Origin of the sequence: Algoriphagus aurantiacus, assembly GCF_035156405.1 — a bacterium.
Taxonomy (GTDB): Bacteria; Bacteroidota; Bacteroidia; order Cytophagales; family Cyclobacteriaceae; genus Algoriphagus; species Algoriphagus aurantiacus.
Map to the genome: position 1 here is coordinate 1 of NZ_JAXRUT010000050.1, position 16,115 is coordinate 16,115.

The window sequence follows — 16,115 nt, forward strand, 5'->3', positions numbered from 1 at the left end:
TAGCCTGTAGATGGTTTTCCGAATATGATCCGTCAGGCTTTCATACGCCATGATCTTGGCAAGCTTGCTGCTGTTGATTGTCGAAAAAACCGGGTCAAAATCAAAGGAATAATCCGGGATCAGAGATACAGGCTTGGAATTCCTCAAAAACAGTGTTTCATCCTGATCACTTTTTCCCAGCTGATAATAGATGTATAGTTGGTGATTCCTCGCGAAAAACTCCTGTATCTGATCCATAACATGAGGATAAAAACTTTTGATCTGTTCTTTTTGCCCAATCGGCTTTTTGGCTTCTATATAGACTAGCTCGGAGTAGAAAATCAATTCCTTGAAGAGCATGGGCTTGTATTCTTTGAAGAACAGAATTTCCTCTTCAGTATCAGGGAATGTATATCCTGTCATAAATTCCTTCAACCGGATCAAAATCTCATTGATCACCTGACAACATCTCTCAGCTTTTTGCAGCCCGTTGGATGTCTCCTTCGAAACTTCCTTCAGCGATTGTTCCATCTCCACAAAAAGCGTTTCTACAAATGCTTTCATATCCTCCTTGTTTATTATCCAAACACCTCCTGCCTCTCAACTCATTCAGTGCTTCATTCAATTCTAAATCATTTGGAATAACCTATCATCCTCTTGCCTCAAAACTGTTCATATAAGCCTCCAGATTCTCTTTACACTGGTCAAGAAATACAGTCCGGTTTTTCTTTCTAGACTTGATTTCCAGGAAGGTCCTGTAATAATCCTGCAGTTCCTTACCAAATACTTCTGCCATGAAGGTTGCCAGTTCTGAAACACGGGCATTTCCGTGGTTTACAGCATTGGATGTTTTTAAGGCGTAAACCAACTCGACGAGATCCGCCTTTTTCCCTGTCCAAAACAGCGGCGAATTTCTCTCCTCTTCTATCGGATTCTTAGTATCATGTAGGACAAGTAATTGATCCTGGATATAATCTGCCAGTGCCAGAGTACCCATGATCCTGGCACAGTATAATGTATATACAGTACAGTATCTGGTATCTAGTGTGTGCCAGAACAAATTAGGCTTATATACAGGGGCTTGTGCACTCCTTAAGAAAAATACCCTATCCTGATTCTCTTTTTTCATCAAGAGGTAATTGTATAAGTTTTGGTTGTTTTGCAGGAATTCCTGCACACTGAGCAATTCCTTTTCGTAGAATTTCCTGATTTCATTTTTAGACCCGGCCGGTTTGATAGATTCCATATTGAACAGTTCGGAGAAATACACAGATTCCCTGAGGAAGTAAGTCATATGATGTTTGAAGAATTCTATTTCCTCTTCTTCGGACACAAATTCATAGTGGTCCATAAAGAGTTTGATCTTATCCATCGCCCGATCCACCAGGTGAAAAGCAGATTCAAACTGGATGAGTTTGTTTTCACCGTCCAGTTTCAGAACACCCAGCTCGTTTTTTAATCCGGTAATTATCCGGTCCGAAAATGTGAGGATACCCATAGTTTAAAAATTTATTCACGAATCAATTCTTTTTGTACCGCGGAGAAATCGACAGAGACCAATGAACAGATCCGGCAATCTTGTATTTAATCTGCTTGAGGTATTTAAGGATACCACTGTTTTCCGGCTTGTATTCCTCCCTCCATTTTCTTTCCAGCACCATAAATTCTTCCAGTGTCTCCGCATGCAGATTCAGAACTTCCTGCTGGGCCACTGTGAAATCAAGCAGCTTATGATGCATAAGCAACGCCACTGCATTCATAAAATCACCCCGATCAGCTTCCTTTTGGTAGGATATCAAGTCATTGGACAGGTAGATCAGCTTAGCTGCCAACCCACGGAAATCGGCTGTTTTCCTCCAGTCTGAACATTCACTTGTAAATTTCTCACCTGATTCAAAAGCACAGAGTGCCAAGGCTAGATTCCCTCCTGAAAAAGCCGGTCGGATAACCTGATATTCTTCCCAAGTAGGTAATGTCCTCTTATCCTTAAATTCCGCTTCAATTTTATTCTTTCGCATATAATTCAGAACCTCTGAAAATATCAGCCCCTTCATGTATTTATGGCCTGAAACCAGCGAATCGAATTCTGCGGCCAGATCGCTAAAAGCATGAAGGAAAACTGTAATGCGGGTAGGATTCAATCCCAATGGTTTACCCCCCATAATGTTTTCAACCCCAGATAGTAGGTAATCCCAAAAATCTGCTTTCTGCCCGACATGCAAATCATCTGTCATATCGTCCAAATAAAACAGCCAGAGGTAGAGCTTGGAAATCCAAACCCCTCTTTCAATATCAATTTCCGGATACAGGCAGGAGGACAGGTAACTGAATTTTTGTCCTTTGTAATAGGCGATTTCATCGTTGTTCCTAAGGATTGAATGGAAGTGAAAAGCCCAAGAGACAGTTTGCTCCTCGATTTCAGCTGCATCAGTGTGGACATAGGCAGGAAATGGGTAGTGTAGCAATTTTCCAAGTTTTCCACTTTTATCAGCAGGCTTTTTACTATTGGACTCTTTCTTAATACGTGCTGCAGTAGTGTAACTTACCCCCAGCAGGCTCGCCTTTTCATTATTGGTCAGATCATACTTGAACTTGGGGAACTTCTCTTCAATCACCTTGAGTTTGTCCCGGTAGTTCATCTGGGTAAATGCATGCCATTCCACATCAGCATTCCGGACTTTTGCTATCTGGGAATTTGAAAAATCTGTGAACTCAGGTATTTCTTTCAGCAATAGCGCCTCATTTGGGTAGGAAAGGCATATATAAACAGATTCTCCCAAAGACCTAAAGCGATATTTACTGGGCATCTGTGTCTGATAGGATTCAAAATCCATAAATACATCACCAGGAAAGTAAAGTCTGGATAAGTTACCCATATAGTACATCCCGATCATTCCTTCCACCAGAAACCTAGATTCGGTTTCCACAGTACCGGCATGACGGATGGTAGCTTTCCGTTTAGCATTCCTTATTTCCAGAAATTCTCCTACTCTTTCCAAAGCGTTATCACTCACTTTGCCCTCAAGATCAAAGAGCTCCTTTAAAAACGTTGGATCCAAATCATACCGATTCATGATGATATCTGTTTAGATTAAATTGTACTTCCGATTATAGAACTCCTTGCCAGAGCCTACAGATAAATTGCCTTTACAGTTGAAGATCCAACTGTTGAACTTGCTTAGTTCATTTGTTCACTAAAAAAACAGTAGTCCAGTTTAAAATCTCAACTCCTAAAAACCAAGTAATCAACTACTTTATTTTTCCAATACCACAGAAATTGTATAATTGACACACTTTTTTTGTTTATCACCCAACTTGTGAACTCCGGATTTTTATAATCCCCAACTTTCCATTGAACATAACCCGGAATGGAAAACACAAAAAAAATAGCTATCCCAAGTATCCTGTTAATCCTCTTGTGGACCTATACAGGGTTTGATAAAATCATTCACTGGGAGACTAGCAGAAAGGCATTTCATAACCAGACCTTTCCTGCGGAGCTGGCAGAAGTTTTGGCCTATGCAATACCAATCACTGAACTACTGATTGCCCTGCTCCTACTCTTTTCGGTCAGCAGATGGTGGGGATACCTCTCAAGTATCCTCCTCCTCACCATCTTCACCACCTATGTGGGACTGATCTGGGTAGGAGCTTTTCCCAGAGTTCCGTGTAATTGCGCCTGGATTATGGAGAGTTTGGGCTGGGCGGAGCACCTCTGGTTGAATCTGGTATTTATTGGATTGGCGGTGTGGGGGTTGTGGCACAGAGAGGCACTGAGAAAATGTGAGATACACGGAGAGTAGAGAGGTTATTGGTTAAAAGTTTAAAGGTTAACAGGTTAACAGGTTATGGAGCAAAGAGGTGGTGCGGAGAGATTGATGAGAATTTAAAGATTGAGGAATTACCCTGAAGGGGTAAAACTTTGAATAGCCATGGGTGAAACCCCTGGAAAAAAGATCAAAGGCCGTTTCCCAACTGCCTACAGGTTCTGTGGGACATGACAGTAACTGCAGGAGGATGGAAAGGACAATATTTTAACCAAAACCCTCTTCAATTATATGATGAATGTTGAATTGTAGAGTTTGAATAATGAAGTTTGAAGGCAGTCCGGAGAATGAAATATTCACAGCACCAGTAAGGAGACTCTTGCGCTAAGTTAGGGCCGAAGGGTCAATTGCCGGAGTAGAAATCCTACAATAGCTATTCGAATAGCCGAGTTAAAGGTTAACCTCTAGTCCCGACAAAAAAGCCCAAGGAAAATACCTCAGGCTCTCAGGGTGTTAAGCTTTAATTAGCATAGAAGCGTACTGTCTCTATGAACCAAATTTAACTAATAAACTTGATATAGTATTACATATTAATAAAAATCCCAGTGTAAAAACGGGGCAGGAAAAGGCATTATCCCACCCCAAAAAAATAGCTAAATGAGAATCTAACCAATAACCACATCACCTGTCTCCGAGTCTGGAAGTGGAGACTCCAAACTATACTGGGTGATGTATGAAGGGAGAAGCCGAAAACCCTTACCAGAGTAGGCATTTTAACCACGTACCGAATGGAAAAAATATGCTTCCACTCGATACCCAAACGGTTTCCCTGTTTTTGATCTGTTAAAAAACAGGACATAACGATGAAAACTTTAGTAAAAAGATTACCTGTATTTGCATTTGTGCTGGCAGCATTTGCCGCCTTTGCATTCAATACGCCGGATATCACTAATCCGAATCCTCCTGTGAAATTATGGACGCCGGATTCCAGTGCGCCTCATAATTATCGGGAAATCACAGGTGAAGAAGAAGGAACCCATTTCCTTTGTGATGAAGCAGGCCCTGAATGTTCTGTAATGTTCCAGAACGACGATCCTGCATCAGGAATCAAAACCAATGTGGTTACAGGAACATATTTGGCAATTCCATAATAGGTAGTCCCAAGGATCTTTGGTCCTTGGGACTTTTCTCATCGTTCATTTTGCTCAATTCCAGTCCGCTCTATTTCCAAATCAGGAATTGGAAACACATATTTTGGAGAATTTGGAGGAATACGTATTTCATTTCCATCCCTTTCCCTTACAAAAACTGTCGCAAACTCTGGCTCCTGATTCAACCTTCTTAGGTCGAACCAGCGTATCCCCCGGCCAAATAACTCAAGCTTTCTTTCATCAATGATCTTTTTGACTAATTCCAGGCCTGATTCATTTACAGGTTCATAATATTCAGGGCTAAATCTTCTGGCCAAAAATCCATTTAGAATTTCAATCGCTTCTGCAGAACTGCCGATCCTGGCCAATGCCTCAGCAGCAGTCAACTCCAACTCACCTACGCTTATTCCTCCAAAGAACGTAACGTTTCCTGAATGCTTTCCGGAATACAAATATCTCCCCTCATCGGCTTCATCAAAATAAGCCGGAATCCTTAAGTCCCCTTCCTTAAACAATCCAGTAACTACATCAGCTACAAAAGCTTCCCGTGATATGTTTAAGCGTGTAGAACTATGGACGGAGTAAAATATGGTTTCATCACCAAAGGTTTGAAAAGGGAACCTGGCATCTACATCGATTTCATTGAAATCAAGTCTTGCCTCATAATTATCAAGGGCAGCCATAGCCGCTTCTGCCGCCCCTTCAAAATCAAAGGTGACCAGATAAAGTCTTGCCAGCATTCCCAAAGCAGCAGCTTTGTTCGGTCTAGTCTTGTAAAGCCCTGAGGCTGGTAGCAATTCAACAGCTTCCAGCAGATCCTGCTCAACCTGGCCGTAGCAATCCTGAAGTGCATAACGGACTGCCGGTTCATTTACCGCAGCACTTTGCTTTAACACAATACCCAACAAGCCAGCGTTGTTTCCATCCAATCGATATGCGGGAGCAAACTGCTGAAGCAAATTGAAATAGGCGAATGATCTATGAAAGAGTGCTTCTCCTCTCAACTCACCAATAGCAGCAGATGCACCCTCCTTGATGTCATTCAAAGCTTCCAAGGCTACATTTGCATAAAAAACCTGCTGATAGGGAGTGACCCAATCATTTACCATTTCTCCCTGAAAGGGATCATCCATCCAAAGGTATGTCCGCTGTTCGGTGACATTGAGCGGTGCCAGACCTGCCGGTGTGATATAAAATTCATCTGAAGACCTACCCGTAAGCATCCCCTGTCTGTTGAATACCACACTGTTGTCCAACAGACTTCTAACATCTTTTAACGTGGTAACCACTACGATACTCTGATCAGGCTTTTCATCCAGAAAACTATCGCAGGCAAACAGTCCAAAGAGTAGACTTATAACGATACTATATTTCATTTTTATTTCCATCTGTTTATAATTTGATTTTAAAGGCCATCTATTTAGATTTTACCTAAGTGGGCGGACGGAGGCAAGACCTCCGTCCTTCAGTCAGTATTTAATTTTGGAGGAAAACCACCCCTCCCCTTATGAAGAAAGCTTCTGACTGCCCAGTACTATATTGATTATCAGAATTCCAGCTGTAGACCCAATGCAATGCTTTTTCTGGGAGTAGCCCAGCCAAAATCAGGGTCTAAGCCGCTGTCAGTAGCCTTCCAGATCAGGCCTAGATTATTGGCATACATATAGAATTCTGCCCGCTGGATCCCTGAGAGGAAACCTGATGATGATTTTGGCAGCAGGTATCCGAACCGGACATCCTGAAGTCTGATATGGTCACCTTTTTCTACCAGTTCAGAACTTACACGATTAAAGGTATCCTGAATCGGGTTGCGGGAGGCTGGCATGGAAGGCACCTGCGTAAACATCTCATCACCGGGATTTTGCCATCTGAGCGCATAATCCGAATGTCCTCCCCGTCCTTCCAATATGCGGGTATATTCTACGGATGCCCTGGTGAAGTAGTAGCCGAACCGGTAGCTTATATTGGCAGAAAGACTGAAACCTTTCCAAGAAATCGTATTGCGCAGTGCACCAAATGTGGTTGGCCGTGCAGGCCCATGGTAGGTGATTGACTCCAACGTGGCACCATTGACAAGAGCCGCATAATCTTCCGATGGTTCACCTTCCAAATAGCCGCGGGGCGCTCCGGTATCCGGGTTTAAACCCGCCCAAGGCAGACTGTAAACCCCGAATAGCGGTTTTCCTATCACGGGAAAATAGGTTCCTCCCAGCCCCGACTGTGCAAAATTCAGCAGGCTGGAAACAGCTGGTTCTATCTCATAGTCCATTACCTCCTCTCTGACCCCGGACAAAAGCAGGGTCGAGACCCAGGAAAACCCACCGGTAAGATTTTTGGTGGTTATTTCCAGATCGTAACCTTTGGTAGAAGTAGTTGCGGTGTTACCTGTGAAGGTCTGTATTCCAGAGCTTGGGGCATATGGGGTCTGTCCTATCAGGTCCAGCCCCTGTTTGCTGTAAAGCTCCAACGTAGTGGAAATTCTTCCGTTTCTTGACTCCAGATCAAGGCCAAAGTTTGTAATCCTGATCCGTTCCCATCGGAGATTTCCATTGGGTGGATTGATAATATTGGAATATGGGAGCTGGGTAAGACTGCTTTGGGCATTCATCCGTGCTGTGGTAAAAGCAGTCAGACTTCTGTCCACATTGCCATTATAACCATAGGACAACCGCAGTTTAACAAATGGAAGCGCAGCCCATTGATAGAAATCCTCCTCACTGAGCGTCCAGCCAAGTCCTGCTGACCACAGCGGTACTGCCCGTTGATTGGCATCCACCCCAAAGAGATTGGAGGCATCTTTTCTTGCACTTAGGGTTACCATGTAGCGGTCATCATAACCCAGTGATGCATTGCCGAAAAGAGAGAAAAACCGGTCAGTCCCGGCTCCAAGACCTTCCCTGCTTGGAATCGTGTAGGTATAGCCGGGATAATTATACTGGGGAAATCGGTTTGTATAATCAACAGGCACAGTAGTCGCCCGCTCTTCATCGTATCCATACAACCTATTGCTGGCGGATTCCCAATTCAGGGTCTTGACCTCCGTTCCGCCCAATGCATCCAGATCCCATTTTCCGCCCCATTTCTTCCCGTAGTTAAGCTGTACCCTTCCCGAATGACTAGTGGATGCCCTGGAAGATCTATCCAGTATACCGCCTTGGGGAACAGGCATAATCCTGTTACCGTTTTCATCCAGTCCGGTGTATAGGTTTATCAGCTCCCGGGTGTAGTAGCTTTCCTGACTGTAATGGGTATCTGAGTGGAAGTTGTTTTTCCAAAACTGATAGAGGCCATTGATCTTCAGGCCAGGCAAAATCAAAAAGTCTGATCCCAGATTGAGTCTCCAGTCATCTTTAGTGCCAGTGGACGGAGATCTTCCGATTTCTTCCAGCGGATAATAGCCCCAGTCCAATAAGCCTTCCTCCTGTGCCCGCCTCTTCAGTCCACTGTTAAACTGCCGGTTGAGCTGTAGAGGATTACCGTTTTCATCTGCCAACTGTGCATAGGGATACATTCCCAGTGTAGATGAGAAATACAGATCCTCAGGACCTGCGTTTTGGTCTGTCTCCCTGCCATGGATCCCGTAAAATGCAGCCTGGAAACCAAGCCTCCCCTGTAAAAGCCTCAGGTCATGCTTTAACTGGAGTGTGAAACGATCCGAAAAATTACCCACTACCGGTAACCTTAGGCCATCATATCCCAAAGCAGCCCGGTAGGTATGAAGCTGATTGCCACCGGATATCCCCAGACTGTACTGCTGATTTAGCTGGGGACGGTATAGATACCTTTCCAGATCCCTTCGCAGGTCATTTTGTCTAAAAGAATTGATTCTTTCTCCTGCTTCTGCCCCACTGAGTATCCCCTCCCGCTGCAAGGCAAGAGTCTCCACCACAGGTGTGAGTACCGGATTGGTGATACTGGAAATAGCGTAGTCGTAGTAGCCTGAGGAAAACAGCTGCTCTTCCACATCAATAAAATCATTGACCGATAGATTTGGGGCTAAAAAAGGGTCTGGCTGCTGAATCCAGTTAGTATTCGCCGTAAGGCTAAACTTCAGCGGACGGCCGGCAGTACCTGACTTGGTAGTAATGACGATCACGCCGTTTCCCGCACGGGCTCCCCAGATAGAAGCAGCAGCAGCATCACGGAGCACTGTGATACTTGCCACATCATTGGGGTTGATATCCTCCAGACTTCCATCGTAAGGAAAATTATCTATGACGATCAGGGGTTGGGAAAACCTGCCCAGCGTACTTCTCCCACGGATGGAAACCGGATCACGTCCCACATCACCCGAGCGGTTTAGGATAAGGCCTGAGGTCACATCTTCCAGCCTGTCGATGATATTGGTGCTTACCCGACGGTCGATCAACTCCTCGTCCAGATTCACGAATGAACCGGTAGCCCTGCTTTTGGGGATTTCCTGATACCCGGTGGCCAGCACCTGTACTTCATCTAGCCCCATTTCCAAAGACCTAAGCTTAAGTATAAGAGTACCTGAGAATGGTACTGTTACAACTTCCTTTAGGGTAGCATATCCGAGAAACCGGGCAGTGATCCCATAATCTCCCTCCGTCAGTTCAACTGCAAACCTGCCTTCTTCATCGGTTATTACCGTCATATTATCAGGCATCACAGTGACCATGGCTCCGGCAAGCGGTTCCCCTGAAGTGTAATCAACGGCCTGTCCGGACAGTGTCATTATCTCCTGGGCACACACATGTGCCCCAAAGAATAGGATCAGTAGTATAGCATATAGCAACTTTTTCATGGAGTCAGGAATTTAGGTTGTGAGATTTTTCTTAGCACGAGAACGGGGATTTCCTCTTCACGCTCTATTAGGTCGAGACCATTTTGCTGTAGCGCTTTACGGAGACTTTCCACACTGCCAAGCTGGGCATTCAGCTGAAGATCAATCGGATAATCTATCCCCGTGGAGTTCACAACCGGCATGTCACTGTTTGCCATAAAGAGGGAATTTAGATGGTACACAAACCCCTGAAGAGGGTAGTTTTCCATCTTCACTCCATTGGAAAGTGTTTTATAGGTCTGTTTTTCGGATACAGCTTTCGGGAACGTCTGTCCCTTTTGCAGCACCAAGGCATAAACTTTCTTTATTCTGGGTTCTACATTTGCCTGTATATGCGGAAGGAAGCGTTTTAAATCTTCCCTCATAAGTCCGTAGTGATCCATAGAAGGAGGAGCGATCAGCTCATAGCCAAATACATGAGTCCCTTCCTTCATCCAGTCTATATAATCCCTGCCACGCTTTTTAGTCCACAGTTCTTCGGGATCAAAACCTTCCAGTTCAATTCTGTTCCGTCCAAAATAATCGACCAGATCTCTCCCGGAATAGGCCAACTGATAATGATAAAGTAGCGGCATATTCATAATCCTGATTTCGGACATGGCTTCAAATCTCTGAATCAATGAACCTCCCACATCGGGTATGTACCCGGTGAATGCAGACTGAAACCAGATGTTTTTATTGGGAAGCTGGGGAGTCCCGGAAATCAGTCTTGCAGAAGACGGAACCTGGGTCCGTTTGTCTGACTTCCTCCTGAAGGGAGCTTCTCCGGTGGCAAGCAGCTGATCGATGTTAGTCTCGGTCAGGTCTTCCAGTCCGGTGATGGCAACCACTTTTCCCTGCGGGTCCAATATGACCATATGGGGGATGGTAATATGGGGGAAGTATTCCAGCAGGCGACTGGAGTTTACCACAAGTGGAATATTCATGGACTGCAGGTTCTGATAGCCAGCAATCACTTCCATTACCTTTTCTTCCTTGAAGAAGGTGATCGGCAAAATCTGAAGCCTATCCCCGTACTTTTCAGCCAGTCTGTCCATTTGAGGAAGTGATGCGATACTTGCTGTACAGGTGGGAGCCCAGAATTCCAGGATCACATACTTGCCCCGGTAATCATCCAGACGTAACTTATCCGAATCAAAGTGTAATACCTCGGAGAACTCGATACCATTAGGTATCTGATCACCGATAGTGAGCGTATCAGAGGAAGTGGAACTACTGCCCCACTCCTCCTCTACTTCGGGTAACGCAACTTTACTTTTTGCTTTTACTGTGCTTGTGGGTACGCATAGGTATCCCACTAAGCAGATGAGTATTAATTTTTTCATGCTTTTGATGTTTGTAATGCTGGGTCCGCCACGGTGGGACAGGTGTCCGATGTCGGGTGTCGGGTGACCGATGAGAGCACCGTCATTGCGAGGACGAAGAGCCTGTCCCGATTCGTCGGGAACGAAGCAATCTCAGTCGCAGTGAGCAGAAGTGGGAAGTCAGAAAGCTCAAAGCTGAAAGTAGATCCTCAAACGCTTGACTCTTGACTCTTGGCTCTTGCTTCTAGCTTCTACCCTCTTGCTACTTGATACCAGATACCTACCTACGGCAGGCAGGCTTGATACTTCTCACAAGACATAGTTTTTCCACCTCGGCCTAATCGACCAACCAGCAATTGTTATAACTAATAACTAAATGATGTCAGCTCTACCAGCTACTGTGAGCTTGCTGACGTGAGTGTGTAGTAACCGATCTGCTCAGGGATGTGCACCTCCCCTTAATCGGCGATAAAAATCAGTCCCTTAGATTGGGTTTTTGGGCTTTCTTCTAAATAGAGTGTCAAAAGTAGAGAAGCCGATAAGGTTCGATTTCATTCCGGAAAGTATACAATCAACCAACTGCATTCTATCATGAATCCACCGAAACATGTAAATTTGGAACACTTCTGATGTTGGAATCCAGCAATTGGTCATGTCTCAAATTTAGTTTTAAGATCTTAATTTTGCTTAGATTTAAAACGACAAATCCGGAAGCCATACTTCTTTTTTAGAAGTTTTACTTTTAAAATCATTCAAAATCACTAACTTTAAATAAAAAATGAAAATTGGTAAAAACCTCAAAGACATTAGATCAAGTAAAGGCCTTAGCATAGAAGCTATCGCAAAAATATCAGGAATCAATATTGATGTTTACAAAGCAATTGAAGGAGATGAGGCAGAAGTAACTCTGAGTCAACTTCAAATTTTTGCTAATGTTTTTTCCTGCAGTCCAATTTACATTCTACAATTCAAGGAATCTGGAGGAAGTATTTATAACCATTTTGAGAATAGTGAGGGCAATAATGGGATAAATGTTAATGTTCAGGGAATAGATCAAAAAGAAATTAGGAATGCCTTTAAAGAGCTCTACCAAGACGAATTGAAGCGAATTCCCAAATTGGAAAAGCTTTTACGTGATAACAATATTGAATTAGATTTCTAGATTAAATGAGAGTTGGTGAACATATAAGACAAATTCGCGAAGGAGAAAAAAACTTCAAAAGAGATTATATAGCCAACTGCCTAAAAATTTCAACGAGGGCTTATGCGAATATTGAGAATAACGTAACAGACATTACAATTGGAAGGCTTGCGGAAATTGCAGAAATATTTGACTGTAGTATAGATTATATTATAAATTATAGCCAAACCAAAAAAGAATTCTTCAATTATTTTCACAATCATAATGGGAATAATAATATTAACATTATGAATCAAAGTATACATGAAACTCAAGCTAATACTGTTATTAGGCTGCAAGAAGAATTATTAAAAAGTGAGAGAAATAGAATAGCAATATTAGAAGCACTACTTAGAAGCCATAATATTAATTTTTAATACCATGAAAATAGGAGATAATATCCGAGAAATTAGAGAGCTAGAAAAGAAATTATCTAAAGAAGAAGTTGCAAGTGCACTTGGAATAACAACTAAGGCCTACAGCAATATAGAAAACAACATATCTGATATTACTCTTACTCGTCTCAAAGAACTATCAGAAATATTTGATGTTTCTCCAGAATACATTTTAAACTTTCACGAAAAGGCAACCTTCACAAATCATTTCAACAACTATGAGGGAAATCAAGGAGTAAATATAATGTATCAAGGTTTGTCAACAGATCAAGTGCAGAATCTTGAAGCTCGACTTAAGTCAAGCCAAGAAAAACTGGAAGTACTGAAGTCCTCTATCAAAGTAAAAAATAACTAAAAGAGAATAAGCGTAGATAAATAGAAATGAATTTCCTTACCAAAGCAACAGCGTTAAAAGATGAACTGGATCAACTGCGCCCCATTCCTAAGGAGAGGGAAGAGCTTATCATGCAGAAATTCCGGTTGGACTGGAACTATCATTCCAATAATCTGGAAGGAAATTCGCTGACTTTTGGCGAAACTAAGGCCTTGATTCTTTTTGGAATTACTGCTCAGGGAAAACCCCTAAAGGATCATTTCGAAATTACCGGCCATGATAAGGCCATCAAATGGGTTATGGATGTGGTCAAAGGGGATTATCCTTTGACGGAAAGCTTTATTCGTGAACTCCACACCCTATTGCTCAAAGAGCCCTATGAAGTGGATGCCATCACCACCGATGGACAGCGCACCAAACGCTGGATCCACGTAGGCCAGTATAAATCTGTTCCGAATCATGTATTGACTAAAACGGGCGAAATTTTCAGGTTTGCATCACCGGAAGAAACTCCTTCCCAGATGCATGACCTGATCGAATGGTACCGGGATGAAAGCAAACAACCTAATGTCACTCCTATCCTTCTTGCTGCGGAATTCCATTACAGATTTATCCGGATCCATCCTTTTGACGATGGGAATGGCAGGCTTGCACGTATTCTAATGAATTTCATCTTGATTCATTTTGGCTACCCACCATTGATCATCAAAACCGAAGACAAGCTAAATTACTTTGCCGCACTGCGACAGGCCGATGCCGGAATAATCGAGCCCTTTTTCGAATACATTGCTTCCAACCTGATCCGCTCCCTAGACATCATGATCTCAGGAGCCAAAGGAGAAAGTATAGAAGAAGAGGATGATCTGGATAAGGAGATTGCGTTGCTGAAGGCAAAGATGATTAGTGAATCTATTAGCAAAAAACCATTTGTTCGGTCAAAATCAATGATCTTGGAGTTCTATGACAATTCAGTCGTGCCTCTATGGAAGGAATTTATTGCTACCTGTAGTGCATTTGATGATTTTTACTTTAGACATGAAAAGTGGCTTGGATCTTCAGATGATGAAGATAATCATGAAAATCAAATTGAGACTATTCGCCAAATCATTTCTGAAGACACTTCTGAATTCATGCTTGCATATTTATTTTCTGGGTTAAAAAAGGAAGGTGATGAGGAATTTAATTTTACATCCCGATATTATATCGAATTAGGGCTAAATAATTCCATTAATTTCAAACTGGACAATAGCCATAAGAGTGTTCTGCAAAAGACGTATGGCTCGGTTCTCACTAAAGAGGAAATAAAACAGCTGTGTAAGGAAGTGAAGCTCCAGCATACAGCAGCGCTTTCACAAAAGGTTTAGAAGAAAGACTTAATTGATAGCATAGTTACACTAGGCAGCAAAACCTTAAATCAGCTACTCAGAACGTGCCAAAATAATCACCACCCTAATCAACCTCGTATGAAAAGATTGATTTTCATAGCAATGCAATTGAGAACGAAGACAATAATGAAAAAGTAAGGTGCGATTGAGGGGTTCTTGATCCAGTGGGCCAATGCTCCCTCAGTCATATTTCAAATCCTGTGGGGTGCAATTGAGACGACAAGTTACACATACTCAGTAAAACCTTAATTACTTACACGTTCCCCTAGCGAGGTCACACAGCAACTCGTGAATCAAGCCCCTCTTATCAGCCGCACGTTGCTTAGCTTGATTTCCTGAGTGGTGCGATTGAGAGGTCGAGAGATCCGCCTACTGTAGGGTTGAATCCTTCATTTCAATTCCAGATTGGTGCGATTGAGAGCATGCTTCATGATGCCGTTTTCCCTGTCTTGGTCAAATTTCAATACCAAATTGGTGCGATTGAGGTTCCGGGAGGAAATCAAGATTCTGATCGAAACTGATCATTTCAATTCCTGTGTGGTGCGATTGAGGTCCCATTCTTGAAAATGATGCAATGATCATAATCCAAATTTCAATTCCTGTGTGGTGCGATTGAGGTTATTAGCCCTTGGAGTGATAGCAGGATGATAGTAGAATTTCAATTCCTGTGTGGTGCGATTGAGGTGGGAATACAAAGTAGAATTCTCCAATCAGCTCATCAATTTCAATTCCTGTGTGGTGCGATTGAGGTTTAATTCAGCTAATTTTCTCTCCTCCTCAGTTACATATTTCAATTCCTGTGTGGTGCGATTGAGGTTAAGATCTTGTCTACAGCGTCCATTTTTTTACCCTATTTCAATTCCTGTGTGGTGCGAGTGAGGTTAAGATCTTGTCTACAGCGTCCATTTTTTTACCCTATTTCAATTCCTGTGTGGTGCGATTGAGGTTCTATTGAAACCGACTTTCTACCCATTTTCAATGCCATTTCAATTCCTGTGTGGTGCGATTGAGGTGGGATGCTGTTTGTGTTTTGGCTTGTGGGATAAAGCATTTCAATTCCTGTGTGGTGCGATTGAGGTAATTTTGGTGTCTTTAGACATTAGTGACCTCATTTCAATTCCTGTGTGGTGCGATTGAGGTTGTGTCAATTTTACCTATCGATATCCCGATTTGGCATTTCAATTCCTGTGTGGTGCGATTGAGGTAAATGTGCTTCCGTCGTTAGAGACTACTTCCCAAAGATTTCAATTCCTGTGTGGTGCGATTGAGGTTCCGGGAGGAAATCAAGATTCTGATCGAAACTGATCATTTCAATTCCTGTGTGGTGCGATTGAGGTTCTCTGCAGGAGGCTTAAACCCAAACCTAGTATAATTTCAATTCCTGTGTGGTGCGATTGAGGTGCTGATCCCAATACTACAGGCAAATATGCCAAGGTAATTTCAATTCCTGTGTGGTGCGATTGAGGTCCGCCGCTTGCTTCACAAATCTCAGGCTGGTAGCCTGATTTCAATTCCTGTGTGGTGCGATTGAGGTGGGAATACAAAGTAGAATTCTCCAATCAGCTCATCAATTTCAATTCCTGTGTGGTGCGATTGAGGTTTCAAGAGGCCTGAGAAATACGGAGTCTGGTTCATCATTTCAATTCCTGTGTGGTGCGATTGAGGTCAGCAGCTGCTAAAGTGGTCTCATGAAGACTACTGCATTTCAATTCCTGTGTGGTGCGATTGAGGTTTAATTCAGCTAATTTTCTCTCCTCCTCAGTTACATATTTCAATTCCTGTGTGGTGCGATTGAGGTTAAGATCTTGTCTAC

At 43.0% G+C, this 16,115-nt stretch carries 12 protein-coding genes and 1 CRISPR repeat array; of the genes, 6 read left to right on the forward strand and 6 right to left on the reverse strand.

Going from position 1 to position 16,115, the window contains the following annotated elements; genetic code table 11:
- From SYJ56_RS25110 to SYJ56_RS25120, 3 genes are all read right to left on the reverse strand, one after another.
- Positions 1–543, reverse strand: a 543-nt coding sequence (locus SYJ56_RS25110; protein ID WP_323839027.1) for an RteC domain-containing protein, incomplete at its 3' end; no start/stop codon positions are given.
- An 85-nt stretch (positions 544–628) separates the two neighbouring features.
- A complete protein-coding gene (locus tag SYJ56_RS25115) occupies positions 629–1,477 on the reverse strand; it encodes an RteC domain-containing protein (RefSeq protein WP_323839029.1) in 849 nt (282 codons plus the stop codon).
- A 22-nt stretch (positions 1,478–1,499) separates the two neighbouring features.
- The gene (locus SYJ56_RS25120; RefSeq protein WP_323839031.1) at positions 1,500–3,053 is read right to left on the reverse strand and encodes a terpene synthase family protein; all 1,554 of its coding nucleotides are present in this window, start codon (positions 3,051–3,053) and stop codon (positions 1,500–1,502) included.
- A 294-nt stretch (positions 3,054–3,347) separates the two neighbouring features.
- Between SYJ56_RS25120 and SYJ56_RS25125 the strand changes: the two genes are divergently transcribed.
- Positions 3,348–3,782 carry a MauE/DoxX family redox-associated membrane protein gene (locus tag SYJ56_RS25125; protein ID WP_323839033.1) on the forward strand — a complete coding sequence of 145 codons (435 nt, stop codon included), beginning with the start codon at positions 3,348–3,350 and terminating at the stop codon, positions 3,780–3,782.
- 827 nt (positions 3,783–4,609) lie between these two features.
- Positions 4,610–4,897, forward strand: a complete 288-nt coding sequence (locus tag SYJ56_RS25130; RefSeq protein ID WP_323839035.1) for a hypothetical protein — start codon at positions 4,610–4,612, stop codon at positions 4,895–4,897.
- Between the two features lie 38 nt (positions 4,898–4,935).
- Here SYJ56_RS25130 and SYJ56_RS25135 read toward each other — a convergent pair whose 3' ends face one another.
- From SYJ56_RS25135 to SYJ56_RS25145, 3 genes are all read right to left on the reverse strand, one after another.
- Complete coding sequence (locus tag SYJ56_RS25135; protein ID WP_323839037.1) at positions 4,936–6,273, reverse strand: RagB/SusD family nutrient uptake outer membrane protein; 1,338 nt, start codon at positions 6,271–6,273, stop codon at positions 4,936–4,938.
- Between the two features lie 170 nt (positions 6,274–6,443).
- Positions 6,444–9,665, reverse strand: coding sequence for a SusC/RagA family TonB-linked outer membrane protein (locus SYJ56_RS25140; RefSeq protein WP_323839039.1), 3,222 nt, complete (start codon positions 9,663–9,665; stop codon positions 6,444–6,446).
- Complete coding sequence (locus SYJ56_RS25145) at positions 9,662–11,029, reverse strand: TlpA family protein disulfide reductase (protein WP_323839041.1); 1,368 nt, start codon at positions 11,027–11,029, stop codon at positions 9,662–9,664. Before SYJ56_RS25145 ends, SYJ56_RS25140 begins: the two co-directional genes overlap by 4 nt.
- Positions 11,030–11,786: 757 nt before the next feature.
- Between SYJ56_RS25145 and SYJ56_RS25150 the strand changes: the two genes are divergently transcribed.
- From SYJ56_RS25150 to SYJ56_RS25165, 4 genes are read left to right on the forward strand one after another with little or no spacing between them, the layout of a single operon-like run.
- Positions 11,787–12,170 carry a helix-turn-helix domain-containing protein gene (locus SYJ56_RS25150; RefSeq protein WP_323839043.1) on the forward strand — a complete coding sequence of 128 codons (384 nt, stop codon included), beginning with the start codon at positions 11,787–11,789 and terminating at the stop codon, positions 12,168–12,170.
- Between the two features lie 5 nt (positions 12,171–12,175).
- Positions 12,176–12,565: a helix-turn-helix domain-containing protein gene (locus SYJ56_RS25155; protein WP_323839045.1), complete on the forward strand. Its 390-nt coding sequence runs from the start codon at positions 12,176–12,178 to the stop codon at positions 12,563–12,565.
- A 4-nt stretch (positions 12,566–12,569) separates the two neighbouring features.
- Positions 12,570–12,938, forward strand: a complete 369-nt coding sequence (locus SYJ56_RS25160; protein ID WP_323839047.1) for a helix-turn-helix domain-containing protein — start codon at positions 12,570–12,572, stop codon at positions 12,936–12,938.
- A gap of 26 nt (positions 12,939–12,964) precedes the next feature.
- On the forward strand, positions 12,965–14,281 hold the full coding sequence (locus SYJ56_RS25165; RefSeq protein WP_323839049.1) for a Fic family protein: 1,317 nt from the start codon (positions 12,965–12,967) through the stop codon (positions 14,279–14,281).
- A gap of 412 nt (positions 14,282–14,693) precedes the next feature.
- Positions 14,694–16,100: a CRISPR direct-repeat array (repeat unit 30 nt; unit sequence ATTTCAATTCCTGTGTGGTGCGATTGAGGT).
- Positions 16,101–16,115 lie beyond the last annotated feature (15 nt).